The sequence below is a fragment of the Pantoea sp. PSNIH1 genome (genome assembly GCF_007680655.1).
GTDB classification, from domain to species: domain Bacteria; phylum Pseudomonadota; class Gammaproteobacteria; order Enterobacterales; family Enterobacteriaceae; genus Pantoea; species Pantoea eucrina.
In genome coordinates this window covers 583,033-601,054 of sequence record NZ_VEIP01000001.1, presented here as the reverse complement: position 1 = coordinate 601,054, position 18,022 = coordinate 583,033, and the positions used below count along the sequence as shown (strand labels likewise).

Below are 18,022 nucleotides of genomic sequence, written 5' to 3'. Positions count from 1 at the left end.
AGCCATCAGGCGCCGCGTTTGCTGCTGCGGCGCTGAGTGGTATTGCCGGCGCTGCTGTGACGCTTCACTGCGCGGCGGATCTGATTCGCTTTGGTGCGACGGCGATCTTTCTCAATGGCAACTTTGGTAACGGTCTCTTCCGGCATGCCCACCAGCTTACGCAGGTAGTTTACCGCCGGCAGCTCCATCTCCATCCAGCCGCCGCGCGGCAGGCCTTTTGGCAGCTGAATATCACCATAACGCACGCGCATCAGGCGGCTAACCTGAACGCCTACCGCTTCCCATAAACGACGCACTTCGCGGTTGCGTCCTTCGGTAAGGGTAACGTTGTACCACTGATTGATCCCTTCACCGCCAGCAAACTTAATGGTTTTAAAGGCAGCCGGGCCATCTTCCAGCTGAACGCCCTTGCTCAGCAGACGCACTTTATCGTCACCCACTTCGCCAAAAACACGCACCGCATATTCGCGTTCAACTTCGCGACTTGGATGCATCAGACGGTTGGCCAGTTCCCCATCGGTAGTGAACAGCAGCAGACCGCAGGTGTTAACGTCCAGACGACCCACTGCCACCCAGCGCGATCCACGCAGGCGCGGCAGGCGGTCAAACACGGTTGGGCGCCCTTCCGGATCGTTACGGGTACAAAGCTCCCCTTCCGGCTTGTAATAAGCCAGCACGCGGCACACTTCCGTAGTGGACTCGGCAATAGAGACCAGGTGACCATCAATACGAATTTTCAGGCTTTTGTCATTTTCAATGCGATCGCCCAGCGTGGCCAGTTTGCCATCTACGCTGACGCGTCCGGCGGAAATCATGGTTTCGATTTCGCGGCGCGAGCCGTGACCGGCACGCGCTAATACTTTCTGTAATTTTTCGCTCATGGAGCTGCCTCGTTGTCGCCTTCCCAGGCGTCGTGGTAAGAATGGGTAAGACAGCGGGATTACCACGTCCTCTGTCAGAAACTGTTAACGTTGCGCATCAATCTGACCGGATGCAAACGGCCTGCGATTTTACACCAGCTAAGGTTGCGTTAACACCTTTAACTTTGCTGCCGATAATAGCCGGCCGGCGTTTTCCCGCCTCTGCCGGTTTTGCCGTTCATGACGACAGGCGTTTTTATCCCTGACACTCTCCTGTTTACAGCCTGGTCAATGACCTGGCGATAGAGAAGCTCGTATTATATTGATGCCTGATGAGCCCGACCGGGGAAATCGCTTTAAAGCAATGAACCCGCTAAAACCGCTCAGGCCCCGGCTGCACGGCAAAATAGTGCTATCGCTTACGAAAACCACACAATCATCTACCCAACCAGCTTAAAACAAAATTTCACCTCGCCCTGAGTGGGTTGTGCGTATGATCCGCGCTACAGGTTGGTTTAAGGCTCTATATTCTGTTTTATTGCCATCTATTAGCGCGCTGAATTTGTGCATAAATAAAAGCGGTGTAAAATAAAGCAGCAGGCCAGATGTAGATTCGAAGAAATATTATTTTATTAAGCCTAAAGCTATTTATAACAAATTATTAACGTCACTCTGCATGACGGCTGTTTTAACGGAAAATATCCCGTCTATATGCCCGTACAGGCTGACATAATTAATTAGCGTGTCTGCTCTCCTCACCAGGGATGTTACTGACGCGCCTTAAAGAAGATCGTAACAATGAAAATAACCGTACTTTGCCCGGCGCTGTTCGCGCTGGCGCTGACCGGTTGTTCCGTTGGACAGACTGAATACAGCAAAGCGGCGCTTGAACATGTTGATATGAGCGTAACAGGCGTGCCGACAGTGCTGGGTTTGGGTGTTCTCGGTACAACTATTCCCCTTACGCCGGAGTACAGCCTGACAGCGGCGCACGTTGCTAAAACGTCTGTGCAGCGCGTTAAGGCCTATCATCCTTATTGCGACGTTGCGATTATTTATCACAAAAATAGTCCTGATACGCTGGCCAGGTTTCGTACCAGCGCGCCCGGAGAAGCGATTAAAATGTATGGCTACAGTTTTATTTCTGCCATGCCGGTTGAATCGAGCGGCGTTAATTTGGCGCGCACGGCTATTACTAATCGCTGGAATAAAAAACCCTGTATGGCAATGGCATCTAATGCGGGTGTGACTCAGGGAATGTCAGGCGGCGCGGTCTATAACAGTGATGAAACCATTGCCGGAGTGATTGTGGGATACAGTCATGAAATTGCGAACAGACGTAGCAGAAAAGTGATCCTTAAAGATGTGTCACTCTATATTCCCTATGGCGATTTTAAGCGCTGGCTTGAGCGCAATCTCAGCCAGGCGCCTGTCACGTAGCGACACCTGGCCTGGCCGGGCGATTAGCTAAATGGCCGCGTATCTCCGGCACCTGCGCGCACCACGACCGGCGTGTCTTCCGTCAGGTCGACAACCGTCGTCGGCTGTTGCCCCAGCGTGCCGCCATCGAGGATCAGATCGACCAGTTTTCCGATGCTGTGCTGGATCTCTTCCGGATCGGATTCCGTAAAGTCATTACCGGGCAGCATCAGTGATGTCGACATCATCGGCTCATTCAGTCGCTCAAGCAGCGCCAGCGCAACCGGATGCGAAGGCACGCGCAGCCCGATGGTTTTGCGTTTGTCATTCATCAGGCGGCGCGGCACCTCTTTCGTCGCCTTGAGAATAAAAGTGTAATTACCTGGGGTGTTGTTTTTCAGGATACGAAAGGCTGAGTTGTCGACCTGAGAGTAAACCGAAAGCTCTGAGAGGTCGCGACACATCAGCGTAAAGTTGTGGTTACCATCCAGCTGACGGATACGGCAGATACGTTCCATCGCGTTTTTTTCTTCCAGCCGGCACCCCAGCGCATAGCCGGAGTCGGTGGGATAGACAATGACGCTGCCTTTATTGAGATAATCCACCGCCTGATTAATCAGGCGCGGCTGCGGGTTATCAGGATGAATGTGAAAACGTTGACTCATAAAAACCTCTTGTCATCTGTCTCAGGCAGTTGAAGCGGGGGCCAGAGCGGGAAAGCGTTCCCAGACGGGTTCAACGCCACCCGGCAGCCAGAGTTTACGCCCCAGCTCAATCCAGGGACAGGGTTGGTGAAAGTCGGACCCCTGCGATGCTGCCAGTTGATTATCGCGCGCATAGCCTGCCAGCTGGGTGCGTTCGTTAGGCGGCTGCTGACACTGCGCCACCTCGATCGCGTCGCCTCCCGCTTGTGCGAAAAAGGCAATCAGCCGCTTCAGCCATTTTGCCGACAGGCCGTAGCGTCCCGGATGCGCCAGCACCGCGACGCCGCCGGAATGATGAATAGCTTCAATAGCTTGTTCAATTGTACACCATTGTGGTGGCACATAGCCGGTTTTGCCACGCGCCAGATAGTGTTTGAACACCTGGGCCATATTCTCAGCTTTACCCTGTTCAATCAGATAACGGGCAAAATGACCGCGCGTAATCACCCCACCCTGTGCCAGCCGCTGTGCGCCCGCCAGTGCGTCGGGGATGCGGGCCCGCTCCAGCCGTTCAGCAATCTGCAGCGCCCGCTCATAACGACACTGGTGCTGCGCTGCCAGAAAGGCCTTAAGTGCCGGATGATCGCAATCGATATTCAGGCCTGCGATATGAATTTCGTGATTTTCCCACAGCGTGGACGCTTCCAGACCGGCCAGCACTTTTATCGGCAGTTTCTGCTCCTGTGCAAACGCCTGCGCCTCAGCAACGCCCGCGACCGTATCGTGATCGGTAATGGCCAGCACGCCAACTTGCTTATCAACCGCGCGCTGAACCAGGGCCGCTGGGGTCAGCAATCCATCGGAGGCGCGGGTATGGCTGTGAAGATCGTAAAGCGGGAAACGGCTGATATCTGACAAAGTAACTCCGGAGCACGGCTAAAAATCAGCGGGCATGATAGCGATTTTGTTGTTAACTGAGAAAGGGTATTGACATTTTTCACCCGAACCAGTTAACTAGTACACAAGTTCACACACAGTGGGTATCTGCCATGAGTCAGGTAGCAATGCGGTTAACAGATAGCTGGCGTACGTCTTCCTGTAACGGGTGGCGTTATTGTGCACAAGCCTGATTCCTGTGCAGATACCTGAGCCCGCCACCATGCGGGCTTTTTTTTGAGCGAATTTCAGAGAAATTATCATGGCAAATGCGAAACCTACATTGAAGTTGATTACCGGAAACGCACCCTATCGCGAAGATCCGGCCGCGGTGTTTCATCAACTGTGCGGCGCACGTCCGGCCACTCTGCTGCTTGAGTCTGCGGACATCGACAGCAAAAAAAATCTGAAAAGCCTGCTGATTGTTGATAGTGCACTGCGCATCAGCGCCCTTGGTCAGACCGTGACTTTACAGGCGCTCTCTGAAAATGGCCGTGCCCTGCTGCCGTTGCTGGATGCCGCTCTGCCTGAGAGCGTAAAAATCGACGTTCGTCCGGATGGTCGTGAGCTGCATTTTGCTACGGCGAATGATGTACAGGATGAAGATTCGCGGCTAAAAGCCTTCTCGGTGTTTGATGCGCTGCGTCTGATTCCGCAACTGGTTAATACACCTGCCGATGAGCGTGAAGCGATGCTGCTGGGCGGACTGTTTGCTTACGACCTGGTCGCCGGCTTTGAAGCGCTGCCGGCGCTGCGCAACGACCAGTGCTGTCCCGACTACTGCTTCTATCTGGCGGAAACGCTGCTGATTATCGACCACCAGCAAGGTTCAGCCCGCCTGCAGGCGAGCCTGTTTACGCCGTCAACCAGTGAATTTCAGCGTCTGCAGAGCCGTATTGAGCAGCTGCACGGGCAGATGACACAGCCGGCGCCCGCCCTGCCGGTGCAGCGCGTGGAACAGATGACGCTCAGCACCAGCCAGAGCGATGATGCTTACTGCGAGGTGGTGGCGTCGCTGCAGCAGGCTATCCGCATCGGTGAAATTTTCCAGGTCGTGCCGTCGCGCCGTTTCTCGCTACCCTGTCCGTCACCGCTTGCCGCTTATGAAACGCTGAAGAACAGCAATCCCAGCCCCTATATGTTCTTTATGCAGGATCGGGAATTCGCCCTGTTTGGTGCCTCACCGGAAAGCTCGCTGAAGTATGACGCGCAGTCGCGCCAGATTGAGATCTACCCCATTGCCGGCACCCGCCCGCGCGGCCGCCATGCCGACGGCTCGCTGGATCGCGATCTCGACAGCCGTATCGAGCTGGAGATGCGTACCGATCATAAAGAGCTGGCCGAACATCTGATGCTGGTGGATCTGGCACGTAACGACCTTGCCCGTATCTGCAAACCCGGCAGTCGTTACGTTGCCGATCTGACCAAAGTTGACCGCTACTCTTTTGTTATGCATCTGGTCTCCCGCGTGGTCGGCACGCTGCGTGACGATCTGGATGTCCTGCACGCCTACCGCGCCTGTATGAATATGGGCACGCTGAGCGGCGCGCCTAAAGTACGCGCCATGCAGCTGATTGCTGAAAAAGAGGGCACGCGGCGCGGCAGTTACGGCGGTGCCGTGGGCTACTTCACGGCGACCGGCGATCTCGATACCTGCATCGTGATCCGTTCCGCCTGGGTCGAAGAAGGTGTGGCTACCGTGCAGGCGGGTGCCGGCGTGGTGCTGGATTCTGTCCCGCAGGCTGAAGCGGATGAAAGCCGCAACAAAGCACGCGCAGTTCTGCGCGCTATCGCAACCGCGCACCACTGCAAGGAGATGTTCTGATGGCTGATATCCTGCTGCTCGATAATATCGACTCGTTTACCTATAACCTGGTGGATCAGCTGCGCAGCTTTGGTCACAACGTAGTGATCTACCGCAACAGCGTGCCGGCTGAGACGCTGATTGCGCGGCTGCAGCAGATGGAAAATCCGGTGCTGATGCTGTCACCCGGTCCTGGCGCGCCGACTGATGCGGGCTGTATGCCAGCCCTGCTGCAGGCGCTGCGCGGCCAGCTCCCCATTATCGGTATCTGTCTGGGTCATCAGGCTATCGTTGAAGCGTATGGCGGCCACGTGGGCCAGGCGGGTGAAATTCTGCATGGTAAGGCGTCTGCGGTAGAGCATGACGGCAGCGCGATGTTCAGCGGCCTGAGTAATCCGCTGCCGGTGGCACGCTATCACTCGCTGGTGGGGAGTAATACGCCCGCTGAGCTGACGGTTAACGCCAGCTACAACGGCATGGTCATGGCCGTGCGGCATGATGCCGATCGCGTCTGCGGCTTTCAGTTCCATCCTGAATCGATTCTCACCACCCAGGGCGCACGCCTGCTTGAGCAGACGCTGGCCTGGGCGCTGGCGCAGTAACAGGGAGATAAAGATGCAAACTATTCTGGAAAAACTGTATCAGGCGCAAACGCTGAGCCAGGCGGAGAGCCACCAGCTGTTCAGCGCCATTATTACCGGTCAGCTGGAGCCCACTCAGCTGGCCGCAGCGCTGATTGCCATGAAAGTGCGCGGCGAGCAGCCACAGGAGATAGCCGGCGCCGCATCGGCGCTGCTGGCTGATGCCAAACCTTTCCCGCGTCCTGACTATGCGTTTGCTGATATCGTCGGCACCGGAGGCGACGGCAGTAACAGCATTAATATCTCGACCGCCAGCGCGTTTGTGGCCGCAACCTGCGGCCTTAAAGTGGCCAAACATGGTAATCGCAGCGTCTCCAGCAAATCCGGCTCCTCCGATCTGCTGGCAGCGTTTGGTATTAATCTGGACATGCCCGCGCAGCAGGCGCGCCAGGCGCTGGACGATCTTAATGTCTGTTTCCTGTTTGCGCCGCAGTACCATACCGGCTTTCGTCACGCAATGCCGGTGCGTCAGCAGCTGAAATCGCGCACGCTGTTCAACGTGCTCGGCCCGCTGATCAATCCGGCCCGACCGCCGCTGGCGGTGATTGGCGTGTACAGCCCGGAGCTGGTGCTGCCCATCGCGCAAACGCTGAAGGTGCTCGGCTATCAGCGGGCCGCTGTGGTCCACGGCGGCGGAATGGATGAGGTCGCTCTGCACAGCGCCACGCAGGTGGCTGAGCTGCGCGAAGGGGAAATTACCTGCTATCAGCTGACGCCGGATGACTTTGGTTTTGGCATGCATGACAAAGAGGCGCTGGCGGGCGGGACGCCGGAAGAAAACCGTGACATTCTGACCCGTTTACTTCAGGGTAAAGGAGAGCCCGCGCATGAGCAGGCGGTCGCCGTTAACGTGGCGATGCTGCTGAAAGTGTTTGGTCATGAAGACCTGCGCGACAACGCGGAGCGGGCCATTGCCGCGATTCGCAGCGGACAGGCTTATGAGCGCGTGGTTGCACTGGCAGCGAGAGGATGAGATGAGTATTAAAGGCACCGTATTAGAGAAAATTGTGCAGGATAAGGCGATGTGGATAGCAGAGCGTCAGCAGCAGCAGCCGCTGGAGACATTCCACCCGGAACTGCAGCCGGCAACGCGCTCTTTTTATGACGCCCTGCGCGGCACCCGCACCGTTTTTATCCTTGAGTGTAAAAAAGCGTCACCGTCAAAAGGGGTGATCCGCGAGGATTTCGATCCTGCCGCCATCGCCGCCGTCTATCGTCATCACGCGTCTGCCATTTCGGTACTGACGGATGAGAAATATTTTCAGGGTGACTTCGCTTTTCTGCCGATTGTCAGCGCGGCGGTGACCCAGCCCGTGCTGTGCAAAGATTTTATCATCGACCCCTATCAGATCTACCTGGCGCGCCACTACCAGGCGGACGCCATCCTGCTGATGCTCTCCGTACTGGATGATGAACAGTACCGGCAGCTCGCCGCAGTGGCTCACAGCCTGAACATGGGCATCCTGACCGAAGTCAGCAATGAGGCGGAGCTGGAACGGGCGATTGCCCTCGACGCTCAGGTGGTGGGCATCAACAACCGCGACCTGCGCGATCTTTCAATCGATCTTAACCGCACCCGCGAGCTGGCACCGCGCCTCAGTCACGGCGTCACGGTCATCAGTGAATCCGGTATTCATAATTATGCGCAGGTGCGTGAGCTGAGCCGCTTTGCTAACGGTTTTCTCATCGGCTCGGCGCTGATGGAAGAGGCTGACCTGGCAGCTGCGGTACGTCGCGTGCTGCTGGGTGATAATAAAGTGTGCGGCCTGACGCAGCCGGAAGCGGCGCGCGCCGCCAGTGAAGCGGGAGCCCTGTATGGCGGTCTGATTTTTGCTGAAGGCTCACCGCGCAAAATCGATACTGTCCAGGCACACCGCGTGATGGCCGCAGCGCCGCTGCGCTATGTGGGCGTGTTTCGTAATGCGCCGGTTGGTGACGTTGTCACGTTGGCGGTAGAGCTGAATCTGGCAGCAGTGCAGTTGCATGGCGCCGAAGATCGTGACTATGTTGCCACGCTGCGTCAGGCGCTGCCGCCACAGACGCAAATCTGGAAAGCGCTGAGTGTCAAAGAGAGCCTGCCGGCGCGCGACTGGCCGCACGTTGATCGCTACGTGTTTGATAATGGCCAGGGCGGCAGCGGGCAGCAGTTTGACTGGTCGCTGCTGCAGGGAGAGTCGCTGGACAACGTGCTGCTGGCTGGCGGTCTCGCCGCTGATAACTGCGTGACGGCAGCCCAGCTGGGCTGCGCTGGTCTTGATTTTAACTCCGGCGTGGAGTCCGCCCCTGGCATAAAAGATGCCGGCAAAATTGCTGCGGTATTTACCACATTACGCGCTTACTAATGTTGCTGGCCCGCCAGTGCGGGCCGTTGAGGAAAGATCAATTATGTCGACGTTATTGAATCCCTATTTTGGTGAATTTGGCGGCCAGTACGTTCCGCAAATCCTGATGCCGGCTCTGCGCCAGCTGGAAGCTGCTTTTGTTGAAGCGCAGCGCGATCCTGAGTTTCAGCAGGAGTTTACCGATCTGCTGAAAAATTACGCTGGTCGTCCGACGGCGCTGACCCTGTGCCGTAATCTGACTCAGGGGACGAAAACCCGCCTCTATTTGAAGCGCGAAGATCTGCTGCATGGCGGCGCGCATAAAACCAATCAGGTACTGGGTCAGGCGCTGCTGGCAAAGCGAATGGGGAAAAATGAGATCATTGCGGAAACCGGCGCCGGCCAGCATGGTGTCGCCTCCGCGCTCGCCTGCGCGCTGCTCGGCATGAAGTGCCGTATTTATATGGGGGCGAAAGATGTTGAGCGTCAGTCTCCCAATGTGTTCCGGATGCGGTTGATGGGCGCGGAAGTGATCCCGGTTCACAGCGGCTCAGCTACGCTGAAAGATGCCTGTAACGAGGCGCTGCGCGACTGGTCAGGCAGCTATGAGACCGCACACTATATGCTGGGAACCGCAGCAGGTCCGCACCCCTTCCCGACCATCGTGCGCGAATTCCAGCGTATGATCGGCGAAGAGACCAAAGCGCAGATCCTCGAAGCGGAAGGCCGCCTGCCCGATGCCGTGCTGGCGTGCGTAGGCGGCGGCTCCAATGCGATTGGCATGTTTGCTGATTTCATTGAAGAGAGCAGCGTGGGCCTGATTGGTATTGAACCCGCTGGCCACGGTATTGAAAGCGGCGAGCACGGCGCGCCACTGAAGCACGGCCGGGTTGGTATCTATTTTGGTATGAAAGCGCCAATGATGCAGACCGAAGAGGGCCAGATTGAAGAGTCTTATTCTATCTCCGCCGGCCTCGACTTTCCGTCAGTTGGTCCGCAGCACGCGCATCTGAACAGCATCGGGCGCGCAGAGTATGTCTCCATTACCGATGATGAAGCGCTCGACGCGTTTAAAACGCTGTGCCGCGCAGAAGGGATTATTCCGGCCCTGGAATCGTCTCATGCGCTGGCCCATGCGCTGAAAATGATGCGGGCAAATCCGGAAAAAGAGCAGCTGCTGGTGGTTAACCTTTCCGGTCGCGGCGATAAAGATATTTTCACGGTTCACGATCTGCTTAAAGCGAAAGGAGAGATTTGATGGAGCGTTATAATCAGCTGTTTTCACGCCTGTCAGCGCGTCAGGAAGGCGCGTTTGTCCCTTTTGTTACGCTGGGCGATCCCTCTCCGGAGCTCTCACTGCAGATTATCGATACGCTGGTTGAAGGCGGCGCTGATGCGCTGGAGCTGGGGATCCCTTTCTCCGATCCGCTGGCAGATGGACCCACCATTCAGAGCGCCACGCTGCGGGCTTTTGCGGCCGGCACCACGGTGGCGCAATGCTTTGAAATGCTGCAGGTAGTGCGGCAGAAATACCCCGATCTGCCCATTGGTTTACTGATGTACGCTAATCTGGTGTTCAGCCGCGGCATCGATACGTTCTATGCGCAGTGTGCCGCCGCGGGCGTCGACTCGGTACTGGTCGCTGATGTGCCAGTTGAAGAGTCAGCCCCCTTCCGCCAGGCTGCGCTGCGTCACAACATTGCGCCGATTTTTATCTGCCCGCCTAATGCCAGCGATGACCTGCTGCGTGAACTGGCTCAGCATGGCCGCGGTTACACTTATCTGCTGTCGCGCGCAGGGGTGACCGGTGCTGAAAACCGCGCCAGTCAGCCGCTTCACCATCTGATTGATAAACTGCGTGAGTTTCAGGCGCCGCCTGCCCTGCAGGGGTTCGGCATCTCCGAGCCGGAGCAGGTACGTGAAGCGATTGCTGCAGGCGCAGCGGGAGCGATCTCCGGTTCTGCCATTGTACGCATCATTGAGAAAAATCAGCGCGACCCGGCAACGCTGCTGCGTGAGCTGAAAGCCTTTGTCAGCGGCCTGAAAGCGGCCACCCGCTAATCGCTGTGGCTCCGTCACTCCGACGGGGCCACACTCTTTTTTCCGCCACCCCCATCCTTTCTGCCTGAGCGCCAGCTTTTTTCACTTTTTCTCTGCCAGCAGGTTGCCGATTATTCAGGGCCGACCCACACTTAAATGCGCCGTTGCGTTACGGTGTGAATCCATCTATGACAGGGAGATAACCAAATGAAATTGTTCAAGGTCGTTGCGGGAATTTTTATGGCTGCATTTGTGGCACTGACACTGAGCGCCTGTGCGCCAACGCCAACCAAAGAAGGCACCGGCGGTTATATTGATGACACCGTCATCACCACGAAAGTAAAAGCGCAGCTGCTGAATGATGAAGCGCTGAAATCTACAGAAATCAATGTTGAAACGTTCAAAGGTAAGGTTCAGCTGAGCGGGTTTGTCAGCTCGCCACAGATGGCTAACCGCGCCGTTTCCGTTACGCGCAGCGTGGCAGGCGTGAAGTCTGTTGTTAATAATATGCAGATCAAGTAATACCAAAAGGGCGGCCGGCAGGTCGCCCTTCTTCTGCCTCAGAAGCGATAGCCTGCACCAAAGAAAAAGACAAACGGATCGATACGCGTATTAATATTCTGCTGTACGCCCTGATGTCTGAATTTCACTTCAGTATCAATATCCATGTACCACAGCGAAGCGTTCAGCATCCAGTCACGGTTAATCTGATAATCGAGCCCCACCTGACCCGCAATGCCCCAGGAGTCTTTAACGCTCAAATCGCTGAGCTGTGCATCCCTGGCGGTCTGATTCAGCTTTGCGTCAAAAAAGGTGGTGTAATTGATGCCAACGCCCGCATAAGGACGTACCGCACTGTTACTGTCGAGGAAATAGTATTGCGCCATCAGCGTGGGCGGCAGCTGACGCACCGTGGCCAGGTTACCGGTCGGACCAAGACCGACTTTATGACGAAACGGCGTGGCAGCCAGCAGCTCAATTCCGATATGGTCGGTCGCCATCCAGGTGAATGTCAGCCCCAGCTGCGTATCATTATCGACGCTGAATTCACCCATGTTCAGCACATTATCTGACCCCTCTGTCGGACGGACCGTTGCCGTACCGGCGCGCATAAAAAAGTCACCCGCCTGATGAGCCAGCGCCAGCTGTGGTATCGCCATCGCCAGGAACAGTGCGCATTTTGCCAGTTTCATCATCACTCCTTTGCCTGAATTAAAATTTTTCGCGGCACAGATGTAACGGTTTTCAGCGCAGATTTCATTAACTGGCTGGCAGAATAAATGCTTAGTTAACAATGAATTGACACAGATCAAATTTGCCAGCGCGAAAAAAGATCAAAAACAGGTTGCTGAAGTTTCATAACGTGATTACTTTGCTGATCCCGAGTGATTTTGGTTCGATGCCTCAGGAGTGGCGGGCGATCAGATGAGCGATATAACTAACCCTTGTATGACCTGTGGCGCCTGCTGCGCCTATTTTCGCGTTTCCTTTTACTGGGCTGAAGCCGATGATGCCGGTGGCGCAGTGCCAGCCGAACTCACCGAGCCGCTAAACCTGCTGATGCGCAATATGCGCGGCACCAGCGATCGCACGCCGCGCTGCGTTGCTCTGCAGGGCGAGCCCGGTAGCTGCGTCTCCTGCGGTATCTATGAGCAGCGCCCCTCTCCCTGCCGTGAATTTGCGATGTCCGGGGAAAATGGCGTCGTTAACGAAGCCTGCGACCGTGCCCGCGCCCGCCATGGATTACCTGCCCTTTTTCACCCTTCTTTACCTGACATGACAGAAAGTTATGGTATTCCGGGTGCCAGCCTGACCGCTTAGCATGTACAATCGCCGGGTTAATTAACCCGGTTTTTTTCAAGGAGTGTACATGTCTATCACGGCAAGCTCGTTATACCGTGACACAGGAAATTTTTTGCGCCATCAGCTGGTCACTATAATGCTGATGGCGCTGCTGACCTCATTCATTACCGTGATTATCGGGCATGCGTTAACGCCTGATGATGAGCAGCTGTCGCTGCTGAGTCAGAGTGACAGCAGCGCATCCTCCCTGTTTGAACTGGTACAGAATATGTCTCCGGATCAGCAGCGTATACTGCTGCGCGCTTCCGCAGCAGGAACCCTGGCGGCGCTGATTGGTAATACGCTGCTGCTCGGCGGCATGCTTTGCCTGATCCCGCTGGTCTCCAGCGGTCAGCGCGTCAGTGCCCTGCGCGCTATCGGTACCGCTGCACCGCTGCTGCCTAAGCTGCTGCTGCAGACCTTTTTGATCACGCTGCTGGTGCAGCTTGGCTTTATGGTGCTGATGGTGCCTGGTATCGTGCTCGCTATCTTGCTCTCTCTGGCGCCGGTGATGCTGGTCAGTGAAAAAATGGGCGTAATCGGTGCCATGCGCGCCAGCCTGCGCCTGGCGTGGAAAAATATTCGCCTGATTGCACCCGCTATTCTGCTGTGGCTGCTGGCAAAAATTATTCTGATGTTCTTTTTCTCTTCGCTGACGGTATTGCCCGCCAATATTGCCTCCGTGGTGCTTAACGCGCTGGGCAATCTGGTTTCTGCCGTTTTGATTATTTATTTGTATCGGCTCTATATGCTGTTACGTTAAGGGTTACGGCGCTCCGCTGAGCGCTATAACCACAGGCTACTGTCCGGACTGGAAACGCTATGAAGCAGTTACTCGACTTTCTCCCCCTGGTCGTTTTCTTTGTTTTTTACAAACTCTACGACATCTACGTTGCATCGGGCGCGCTGGTGGTGGCTACCGGCCTGGCGCTGGTAGTGAGCTGGGTGCTCTATCGCAAGCTGGAAAAGATGACCCTGTTTACCTTTGTCCTGGTGGCGGTGTTCGGCACCCTGACGCTGGTGTTTCATAATGATGAATTCATCAAGTGGAAGGTCACCGTAATCTATTCGCTGTTTGCGCTCGCACTGCTCTACAGCCAGTGGTTCATGCAGCAGCCCCTGATCCAGACCATGCTGGGAAAAGAGCTGCAGCTGCCTGCCACGGTCTGGCGCCGGCTCAACATCGCCTGGGCGCTGTTCTTTCTGCTGTGCGGCCTTGCCAACATCTATGTTGCGTTCTGGTTGCCACAGCCGGTATGGGTGAACTTTAAAGTGTTTGGCCTGACAGGGCTGACGCTGCTGTTTACCCTGCTGAGCGGGCTCTACATCTGGCGGCAGATGCCCCAGCAGGAATCAAAATAGTCTTTCCATCGCCCGGCCAGCCGGGCTTTTTTTCACCTGCAGAAGAACTGAGCAATGAACGAGAAGCATAAGCAGCCCACGGGCGAAATGGTTTTGCGTACGCTGGCTATGCCAGCCGACACCAATGCCAACGGCGATATTTTTGGCGGCTGGCTGATGTCGCAGATGGACATGGGCGGTGCAATTCTGGCAAAAGAGATCGCTGAAGGTCGCGTGGTCACGGTTCGGGTCGACGGCATGAGTTTTCTGAAGCCGGTCGCGGTAGGCGATGTGGTCAGCTGCCATGCGCACTGCCTGCGCACCGGAAACAGCTCAATGACTATCAACGTTGAGGTGTGGATTAAAAAGGTTTCATCTGAGCCGATAGGCCAGACCTACTGCGCCACCGAAGCGGTGTTCGTTTACGTCGCAGTAGACAACAGCGGCAAGTCGCGTCCGCTGCCGGCAGATCGCGCTAACCGCAGCCACTGAGTGATGAAAAGCAGAGCGGCTTTTTCGGCCGCTCTGCTCTGCGCCCTACTCGATCTTCGCGCCGCCGTTAATACGGAAAACAATATTCATGGTGATGCCCTGGCCCGGCTGGCCCGGCTGGTAGCGCCACTTTTTAACCTGATCCCTGACGCTGCGCTCGAACATATTGCGCGGCTGTGCCGAAAGAATAGTGACGTTGCCAACCCGGCCGTCACTGTCGACATCAAATTTCACCCGTACATTACCCTCAATACGCAGCGCGGCCGCGCGTGCCGGATAGGCTGGTTTGCTGATGCTGAGCGCTTTCGGTCCGCTCGCTTTAACCGGTGCCGGAGCAGTGGCCGCTTTTGGTGCAGTGGCGGGCCGGGGCTGAGCTGCTGCGGTCTCCTGCCTGAACGGATCGGCCCGGTCCGGTGCCGGCTGACGGGGGGCTGGCGCCGGTTTTTTTTCTGCTTTTGGTTTTGGCTTCGGCTTAGGTTTCGGCTTCGGCTCCGGTTTTGCAATAGGAACCGGCTCCGTTTTTGGCGGCTCCGGGGCGGCCTGCGGCTCGGGTTCAGGCTCAGGTTGCGATGCCGGTGCTACCACAGCCGGCGCAGGTTCCGGCTGCACCTCAGGCGCGACCATGGTGATGGCGATAGGCTGAGACGCGGCAGGCAGCTCACGGGACTGATGCCACGAGGCATAGAGAATGCCGGCAATAACGGACCCGTGCAGTACCACGGAGAGGATCAGTGAAACAGGCGTACGGGTCGGAAAAGGCGTTGTCAATGTCGTCATAGCAGCTGTGGTCATTGAGTGAGAAGATGATTTTAAATGCAAATAGCAATCAGTTTCAATAAGCAGCGTAAAAGTGCCCCGTTTCCTCTTTTTTTTAACCCCGCTTGCGCTGGCGCCGATTGCCCTGAGGTTTCGTTTGCACTCTGCCGGGCGATCCCTTAACGTGTCTCGCAATTTCGGCCAGTCTAACGGGAGTATCCCATCGTGCTTTACCTCATCTACGCGGAAGATACCGCAGATTCACTGGAAAAACGCAACAGCGTGCGCCCTGCGCACCTTGCTCGTCTGCAGCTGCTGCAGGATGAGGGACGACTGATTGTTGCCGGCCCGCTACCGGTGGTCGACAGCAACGATCCAGGCCCCGCTGGCTTTAGCGGCTCGGCAATTGTCGCAGAGTTTGATTCGCTGGAGGCGGCGCAATCCTGGGCTCAGGACGATCCCTATATCGCCGCTGGCGTTTACGAAAAAGTTACCGTTAAGCCGTTTAAGCGGGTATTTTAATTCGTGATGTTATCACTGCTGCTGCTACTGGTGGCACTGCTGCTTACCGGTCGTGCGCTCTGGATCTGGCGCCGTCAGGGCTGGCTCCAGGCGCGCCAGCAGATTGTCATGCTGATAGTCCTGGCGGCGGCGGCGCAGATCGTCAACATTACGCTGATGCTGCGCGGCCATTAACGAACCCAGCCGCGCCGGTCTCACATATTCTGCGTAATAAACAGAATTGAACGGCGCTGCTGCTGCGCAACCTGGTGACGAATGGCATGGATGCGCTTATAGCGACGCGACTGGCCCTCCAGCCAGCGGGCACGACGGCGATGCACCTGGCGTAACATTCTCCAGCGGGCCACTTCATTTCTGCTTCGTCTCATGACACTCTCTCAGTCCGGCATATTTCGGCACGCATTATAGTGATCTGCACAGAAATGCCAATTCGAAACCTTTATCGATAAATCTCAGGGCAGATTAAGGTTTCGCTACAGCGCATCAGCACGTAAACTTTGCCTATAAATGCGCGAACAGGATGTCCACTCAATGACCACCTTTTATACCCTGATCAGTTGGTTACTGCTGTTTGGCTACTGGCTGCTGATTGCGGGTGTAACGCTGCGTATTCTGATGAAACGTCGCGCAGTGACCTCAGCTATGGCCTGGCTGCTGATCATCTATATTCTGCCGCTGGTAGGGATTATCGCCTATCTCTCGTTCGGGGAGCTGCATCTTGGCAAGCGCCGGGCCGAGCGCGCCCGCACCATGTGGCCCTCTACGGCTAAGTGGCTCACCGACCTCAGGCAGTGCCGGCATATCTTTGCCACCGAGCACAGCGACGTTGCACGCTCGCTTTTTGATCTCTGCCGGCACCGGCAGGGGATCGCTGGCGTCAAAGGCAATCAGCTGCAGCTGCTGACCAGCAGCGATGAGGTGATGCAGGCGCTAATCCGTGATATTCAGCTGGCGCGTCATAATATCGAGATGGTGTTCTATATCTGGCAGCCAGGCGGCCTGGCTGACGATGTGGCGGAGTCGCTGATGGCAGCCTCACGCCGGGGCGTGCACTGTCGTCTGATGCTCGATTCTGCCGGCAGCGTCGCCTTTTTCCGTAGCCCATGGGCAAATATGATGCGTAACGCCGGGATCGATGTGGTTGAGGCGCTGCAGGTCAGCCTGCTGCGTGTTTTCCTGCGGCGTATGGATCTGCGGCAGCACCGCAAAGTCGTGCTCATCGACAACTACATCGCCTACACCGGCAGCATGAACCTGGTCGATCCGCGTTTCTTTAAGCAGGATGCCGGTGTCGGGCAGTGGATCGATCTGATGGCGCGGATGGAGGGGCCTGTTGCCACCACAATGGGGATCGTTTACGCCTGCGACTGGGAGATTGAGACCGGTAAGCGTATTCTGCCTCCGGCACCAGACGGCAACATCATGCCGTTTGAACAGGAGAGCGGCCACACTATTCAGGTTATCGCTTCCGGACCGGGTTTCCCCGAGGATATGATCCATCAGGCGCTGCTGACCGCGGTTTACTCCGCGCGCGAGCAGCTGATCATGACCACCCCCTATTTTGTTCCCAGCGACGATCTGCTGCACGCTATCTGCACGGCTGCGCTGCGCGGCGTAGAGGTCAGTATTATTGTCCCGCGTCACAACGATTCACTGCTGGTTGGCTGGGCCAGCCGGGCATTCTTTACGGAACTGCTGGAAGCGGGCGTAAAAATCTATCAGTTTGAAGATGGCCTGCTGCATACCAAAAGCGTGCTGGTTGACGGGCAGCTCAGCCTGGTGGGCACGGTGAACCTTGATATGCGCAGCCTGTGGCTCAATTTTGAGATCACCCTGGTGGTAGATGATGATGGTTTTGGCAGCGATCTCGCTACCGTGCAGGATGACTATATTGCCCGTTCGCGCCTGCTGGACAACGCCCGCTGGGCGAAACGTGCCTGGTGGCAGCGCATCGTTGAACGACTGTTTTACTTCTTTAGTCCATTACTGTAAAACGAGCGGAAAGATTACCGCCGCAGGATAAGCACATGACCATGGATTTAGACAACCGCCTGACCGATGATGAAACGCTGGAGCAGGCCTACGATATTTTTCTGGAGCTGGCGGGCGATAACCTCGATCCGGCTGATATTATTCTGTTTAACCTGCAGTTTGAAGAGCGTGGCGGCGCAGAGCTGTTTGACCCGTCGGAAGACTGGCAGGAACATGTTGATTTTGACTTAAATCCCGACTTTTTCTCAGAGGTTGTGATTGGTCTGGGTGAGGCCGATGGCGAACCTATCACGGATGTGTTTGCCCGCGTGCTGCTCTGCCGTGAGAAGCATCATAAGCTCTGCCATATTCTCTGGCGCGAATAAGTCAGCCATAAAAACGCCGGGCCTTTGCCCGGCGTTTTGCTATTCAG

The 18,022-nt window shown here is 56.3% G+C and carries 20 protein-coding genes and 1 pseudogene; 15 read left to right on the top strand and 6 right to left on the bottom strand.

The window, feature by feature from the left end:
* Window positions 1–5: 5 nt before the first annotated feature.
* A complete protein-coding gene (gene rluB, locus FS690_RS02805; RefSeq protein ID WP_145339043.1) occupies window positions 6–881 on the bottom strand; it encodes a 23S rRNA pseudouridine(2605) synthase RluB in 876 nt (291 codons plus the stop codon).
* 777 nt (window positions 882–1,658) lie between these two features.
* On the opposite strand from rluB, the gene FS690_RS02800 reads away from it, so the two are divergent.
* A complete protein-coding gene (locus tag FS690_RS02800; protein WP_039384588.1) occupies window positions 1,659–2,300 on the top strand; it encodes a hypothetical protein in 642 nt (213 codons plus the stop codon).
* Between the two features lie 23 nt (window positions 2,301–2,323).
* Here the strand turns inward: FS690_RS02800 and FS690_RS02795 are convergent, their stop codons facing one another.
* On the bottom strand, window positions 2,324–2,944 hold the full coding sequence (locus tag FS690_RS02795; RefSeq protein WP_039384591.1) for an L-threonylcarbamoyladenylate synthase: 621 nt from the start codon (window positions 2,942–2,944) through the stop codon (window positions 2,324–2,326).
* Window positions 2,945–2,965: 21 nt separating this feature from the next.
* Window positions 2,966–3,841 (bottom strand): PHP domain-containing protein, encoded by an 876-nt coding sequence (locus FS690_RS02790; protein ID WP_039384594.1) that lies wholly within the window; start codon window positions 3,839–3,841, stop codon window positions 2,966–2,968.
* Window positions 3,842–4,121: 280 nt separating this feature from the next.
* Between FS690_RS02790 and FS690_RS02785 the strand changes: the two genes are divergently transcribed.
* From FS690_RS02785 to FS690_RS02755, 6 genes and pseudogenes are all read left to right on the top strand, one after another.
* Window positions 4,122–5,684 carry an anthranilate synthase component 1 gene (locus FS690_RS02785; protein WP_104085017.1) on the top strand — a complete coding sequence of 521 codons (1,563 nt, stop codon included), beginning with the start codon at window positions 4,122–4,124 and terminating at the stop codon, window positions 5,682–5,684.
* Window positions 5,684–7,277: pseudogene (gene trpD / locus FS690_RS18500) on the top strand (bifunctional anthranilate synthase glutamate amidotransferase component TrpG/anthranilate phosphoribosyltransferase TrpD). The gene FS690_RS02785 and the pseudogene trpD overlap by 1 nt, the downstream one beginning before the upstream one ends.
* Window positions 7,278–7,284: 7 nt before the next feature.
* Window positions 7,285–8,646 carry a bifunctional indole-3-glycerol-phosphate synthase TrpC/phosphoribosylanthranilate isomerase TrpF gene (gene trpCF / locus FS690_RS02770; RefSeq protein WP_186368974.1) on the top strand — a complete coding sequence of 454 codons (1,362 nt, stop codon included), beginning with the start codon at window positions 7,285–7,287 and terminating at the stop codon, window positions 8,644–8,646.
* A 43-nt stretch (window positions 8,647–8,689) separates the two neighbouring features.
* Window positions 8,690–9,883, top strand: coding sequence for a tryptophan synthase subunit beta (gene trpB, locus FS690_RS02765; RefSeq protein ID WP_039384608.1), 1,194 nt, complete (start codon window positions 8,690–8,692; stop codon window positions 9,881–9,883).
* Window positions 9,883–10,686 carry a tryptophan synthase subunit alpha gene (trpA, locus tag FS690_RS02760; RefSeq protein ID WP_039384612.1) on the top strand — a complete coding sequence of 268 codons (804 nt, stop codon included), beginning with the start codon at window positions 9,883–9,885 and terminating at the stop codon, window positions 10,684–10,686. The genes trpB and trpA overlap by 1 nt, the downstream gene beginning before the upstream one ends.
* A 186-nt stretch (window positions 10,687–10,872) precedes the next feature.
* Window positions 10,873–11,187, top strand: a complete 315-nt coding sequence (locus FS690_RS02755; RefSeq protein WP_039384615.1) for a BON domain-containing protein — start codon at window positions 10,873–10,875, stop codon at window positions 11,185–11,187.
* Between the two features lie 38 nt (window positions 11,188–11,225).
* On the opposite strand, the gene ompW is transcribed toward FS690_RS02755, so the two are convergent.
* Window positions 11,226–11,858, bottom strand: coding sequence for an outer membrane protein OmpW (gene ompW, locus FS690_RS02750; RefSeq protein WP_039384618.1), 633 nt, complete (start codon window positions 11,856–11,858; stop codon window positions 11,226–11,228).
* A gap of 232 nt (window positions 11,859–12,090) precedes the next feature.
* Between ompW and FS690_RS02745 the strand changes: the two genes are divergently transcribed.
* From FS690_RS02745 to yciA, 4 genes are read left to right on the top strand one after another with little or no spacing between them, the layout of a single operon-like run.
* Window positions 12,091–12,486 carry a YkgJ family cysteine cluster protein gene (locus FS690_RS02745; protein ID WP_094110951.1) on the top strand — a complete coding sequence of 132 codons (396 nt, stop codon included), beginning with the start codon at window positions 12,091–12,093 and terminating at the stop codon, window positions 12,484–12,486.
* A gap of 49 nt (window positions 12,487–12,535) precedes the next feature.
* Complete coding sequence (locus tag FS690_RS02740; protein WP_039384626.1) at window positions 12,536–13,270, top strand: YciC family protein; 735 nt, start codon at window positions 12,536–12,538, stop codon at window positions 13,268–13,270.
* A 59-nt stretch (window positions 13,271–13,329) separates the two neighbouring features.
* Window positions 13,330–13,869, top strand: a complete 540-nt coding sequence (locus FS690_RS02735) for a septation protein A (RefSeq protein WP_039384629.1) — start codon at window positions 13,330–13,332, stop codon at window positions 13,867–13,869.
* Window positions 13,870–13,923: 54 nt separating this feature from the next.
* Window positions 13,924–14,340: an acyl-CoA thioester hydrolase YciA gene (gene yciA, locus FS690_RS02730; protein WP_039384631.1), complete on the top strand. Its 417-nt coding sequence runs from the start codon at window positions 13,924–13,926 to the stop codon at window positions 14,338–14,340.
* 45 nt (window positions 14,341–14,385) lie between these two features.
* Here yciA and FS690_RS02725 read toward each other — a convergent pair whose 3' ends face one another.
* Window positions 14,386–15,117, bottom strand: coding sequence for an energy transducer TonB (locus tag FS690_RS02725; RefSeq protein WP_145339042.1), 732 nt, complete (start codon window positions 15,115–15,117; stop codon window positions 14,386–14,388).
* A gap of 204 nt (window positions 15,118–15,321) precedes the next feature.
* Between FS690_RS02725 and FS690_RS02720 the strand changes: the two genes are divergently transcribed.
* Together FS690_RS02720 and FS690_RS18320 are read left to right on the top strand one after the other, a co-directional pair.
* Window positions 15,322–15,618, top strand: coding sequence for a YciI family protein (locus FS690_RS02720; RefSeq protein WP_039384635.1), 297 nt, complete (start codon window positions 15,322–15,324; stop codon window positions 15,616–15,618).
* A gap of 3 nt (window positions 15,619–15,621) precedes the next feature.
* The gene (locus FS690_RS18320; RefSeq protein WP_158086426.1) at window positions 15,622–15,792 is read left to right on the top strand and encodes a hypothetical protein; all 171 of its coding nucleotides are present in this window, start codon (window positions 15,622–15,624) and stop codon (window positions 15,790–15,792) included.
* A 20-nt stretch (window positions 15,793–15,812) separates the two neighbouring features.
* Here the strand turns inward: FS690_RS18320 and FS690_RS02715 are convergent, their stop codons facing one another.
* Entirely contained in the window at window positions 15,813–15,986 is a 174-nt protein-coding gene (locus FS690_RS02715; protein ID WP_128083772.1) for a YciY family protein, read from the bottom strand.
* A 163-nt stretch (window positions 15,987–16,149) separates the two neighbouring features.
* On the opposite strand from FS690_RS02715, the gene cls reads away from it, so the two are divergent.
* Window positions 16,150–17,610 (top strand): cardiolipin synthase, encoded by a 1,461-nt coding sequence (cls, locus tag FS690_RS02710; RefSeq protein ID WP_039384637.1) that lies wholly within the window; start codon window positions 16,150–16,152, stop codon window positions 17,608–17,610.
* A gap of 35 nt (window positions 17,611–17,645) precedes the next feature.
* Window positions 17,646–17,975 (top strand): HI1450 family dsDNA-mimic protein, encoded by a 330-nt coding sequence (locus FS690_RS02705; RefSeq protein ID WP_222126073.1) that lies wholly within the window; start codon window positions 17,646–17,648, stop codon window positions 17,973–17,975.
* Window positions 17,976–18,022 lie beyond the last annotated feature (47 nt).

What these genes read in the sequence shown, in the direction of transcription:
- rluB (WP_145339043.1), bottom strand. Translation starts at nt 881, where the DNA reads ATGAGCGAAAAATTACAGAAAGTATTAGCGCGTGCCGGTCACGGCTCG.
- FS690_RS02800 (WP_039384588.1), top strand. Translation starts at nt 1,659, where the DNA reads ATGAAAATAACCGTACTTTGCCCGGCGCTGTTCGCGCTGGCGCTGACC.
- FS690_RS02795 (WP_039384591.1), bottom strand. Translation starts at nt 2,944, where the DNA reads ATGAGTCAACGTTTTCACATTCATCCTGATAACCCGCAGCCGCGCCTG.
- FS690_RS02785 (WP_104085017.1), top strand. Translation starts at nt 4,122, where the DNA reads ATGGCAAATGCGAAACCTACATTGAAGTTGATTACCGGAAACGCACCC.
- trpB (WP_039384608.1), top strand. Translation starts at nt 8,690, where the DNA reads ATGTCGACGTTATTGAATCCCTATTTTGGTGAATTTGGCGGCCAGTAC.
- trpA (WP_039384612.1), top strand. Translation starts at nt 9,883, where the DNA reads ATGGAGCGTTATAATCAGCTGTTTTCACGCCTGTCAGCGCGTCAGGAA.
- FS690_RS02755 (WP_039384615.1), top strand. Translation starts at nt 10,873, where the DNA reads ATGAAATTGTTCAAGGTCGTTGCGGGAATTTTTATGGCTGCATTTGTG.
- ompW (WP_039384618.1), bottom strand. Translation starts at nt 11,858, where the DNA reads ATGAAACTGGCAAAATGCGCACTGTTCCTGGCGATGGCGATACCACAG.
- FS690_RS02745 (WP_094110951.1), top strand. Translation starts at nt 12,091, where the DNA reads ATGAGCGATATAACTAACCCTTGTATGACCTGTGGCGCCTGCTGCGCC.
- FS690_RS02740 (WP_039384626.1), top strand. Translation starts at nt 12,536, where the DNA reads ATGTCTATCACGGCAAGCTCGTTATACCGTGACACAGGAAATTTTTTG.
- FS690_RS02735 (WP_039384629.1), top strand. Translation starts at nt 13,330, where the DNA reads ATGAAGCAGTTACTCGACTTTCTCCCCCTGGTCGTTTTCTTTGTTTTT.
- yciA (WP_039384631.1), top strand. Translation starts at nt 13,924, where the DNA reads ATGAACGAGAAGCATAAGCAGCCCACGGGCGAAATGGTTTTGCGTACG.
- FS690_RS02725 (WP_145339042.1), bottom strand. Translation starts at nt 15,117, where the DNA reads ATGACGACATTGACAACGCCTTTTCCGACCCGTACGCCTGTTTCACTG.
- FS690_RS02715 (WP_128083772.1), bottom strand. Translation starts at nt 15,986, where the DNA reads ATGAGACGAAGCAGAAATGAAGTGGCCCGCTGGAGAATGTTACGCCAG.
- cls (WP_039384637.1), top strand. Translation starts at nt 16,150, where the DNA reads ATGACCACCTTTTATACCCTGATCAGTTGGTTACTGCTGTTTGGCTAC.
- FS690_RS02705 (WP_222126073.1), top strand. Translation starts at nt 17,646, where the DNA reads ATGACCATGGATTTAGACAACCGCCTGACCGATGATGAAACGCTGGAG.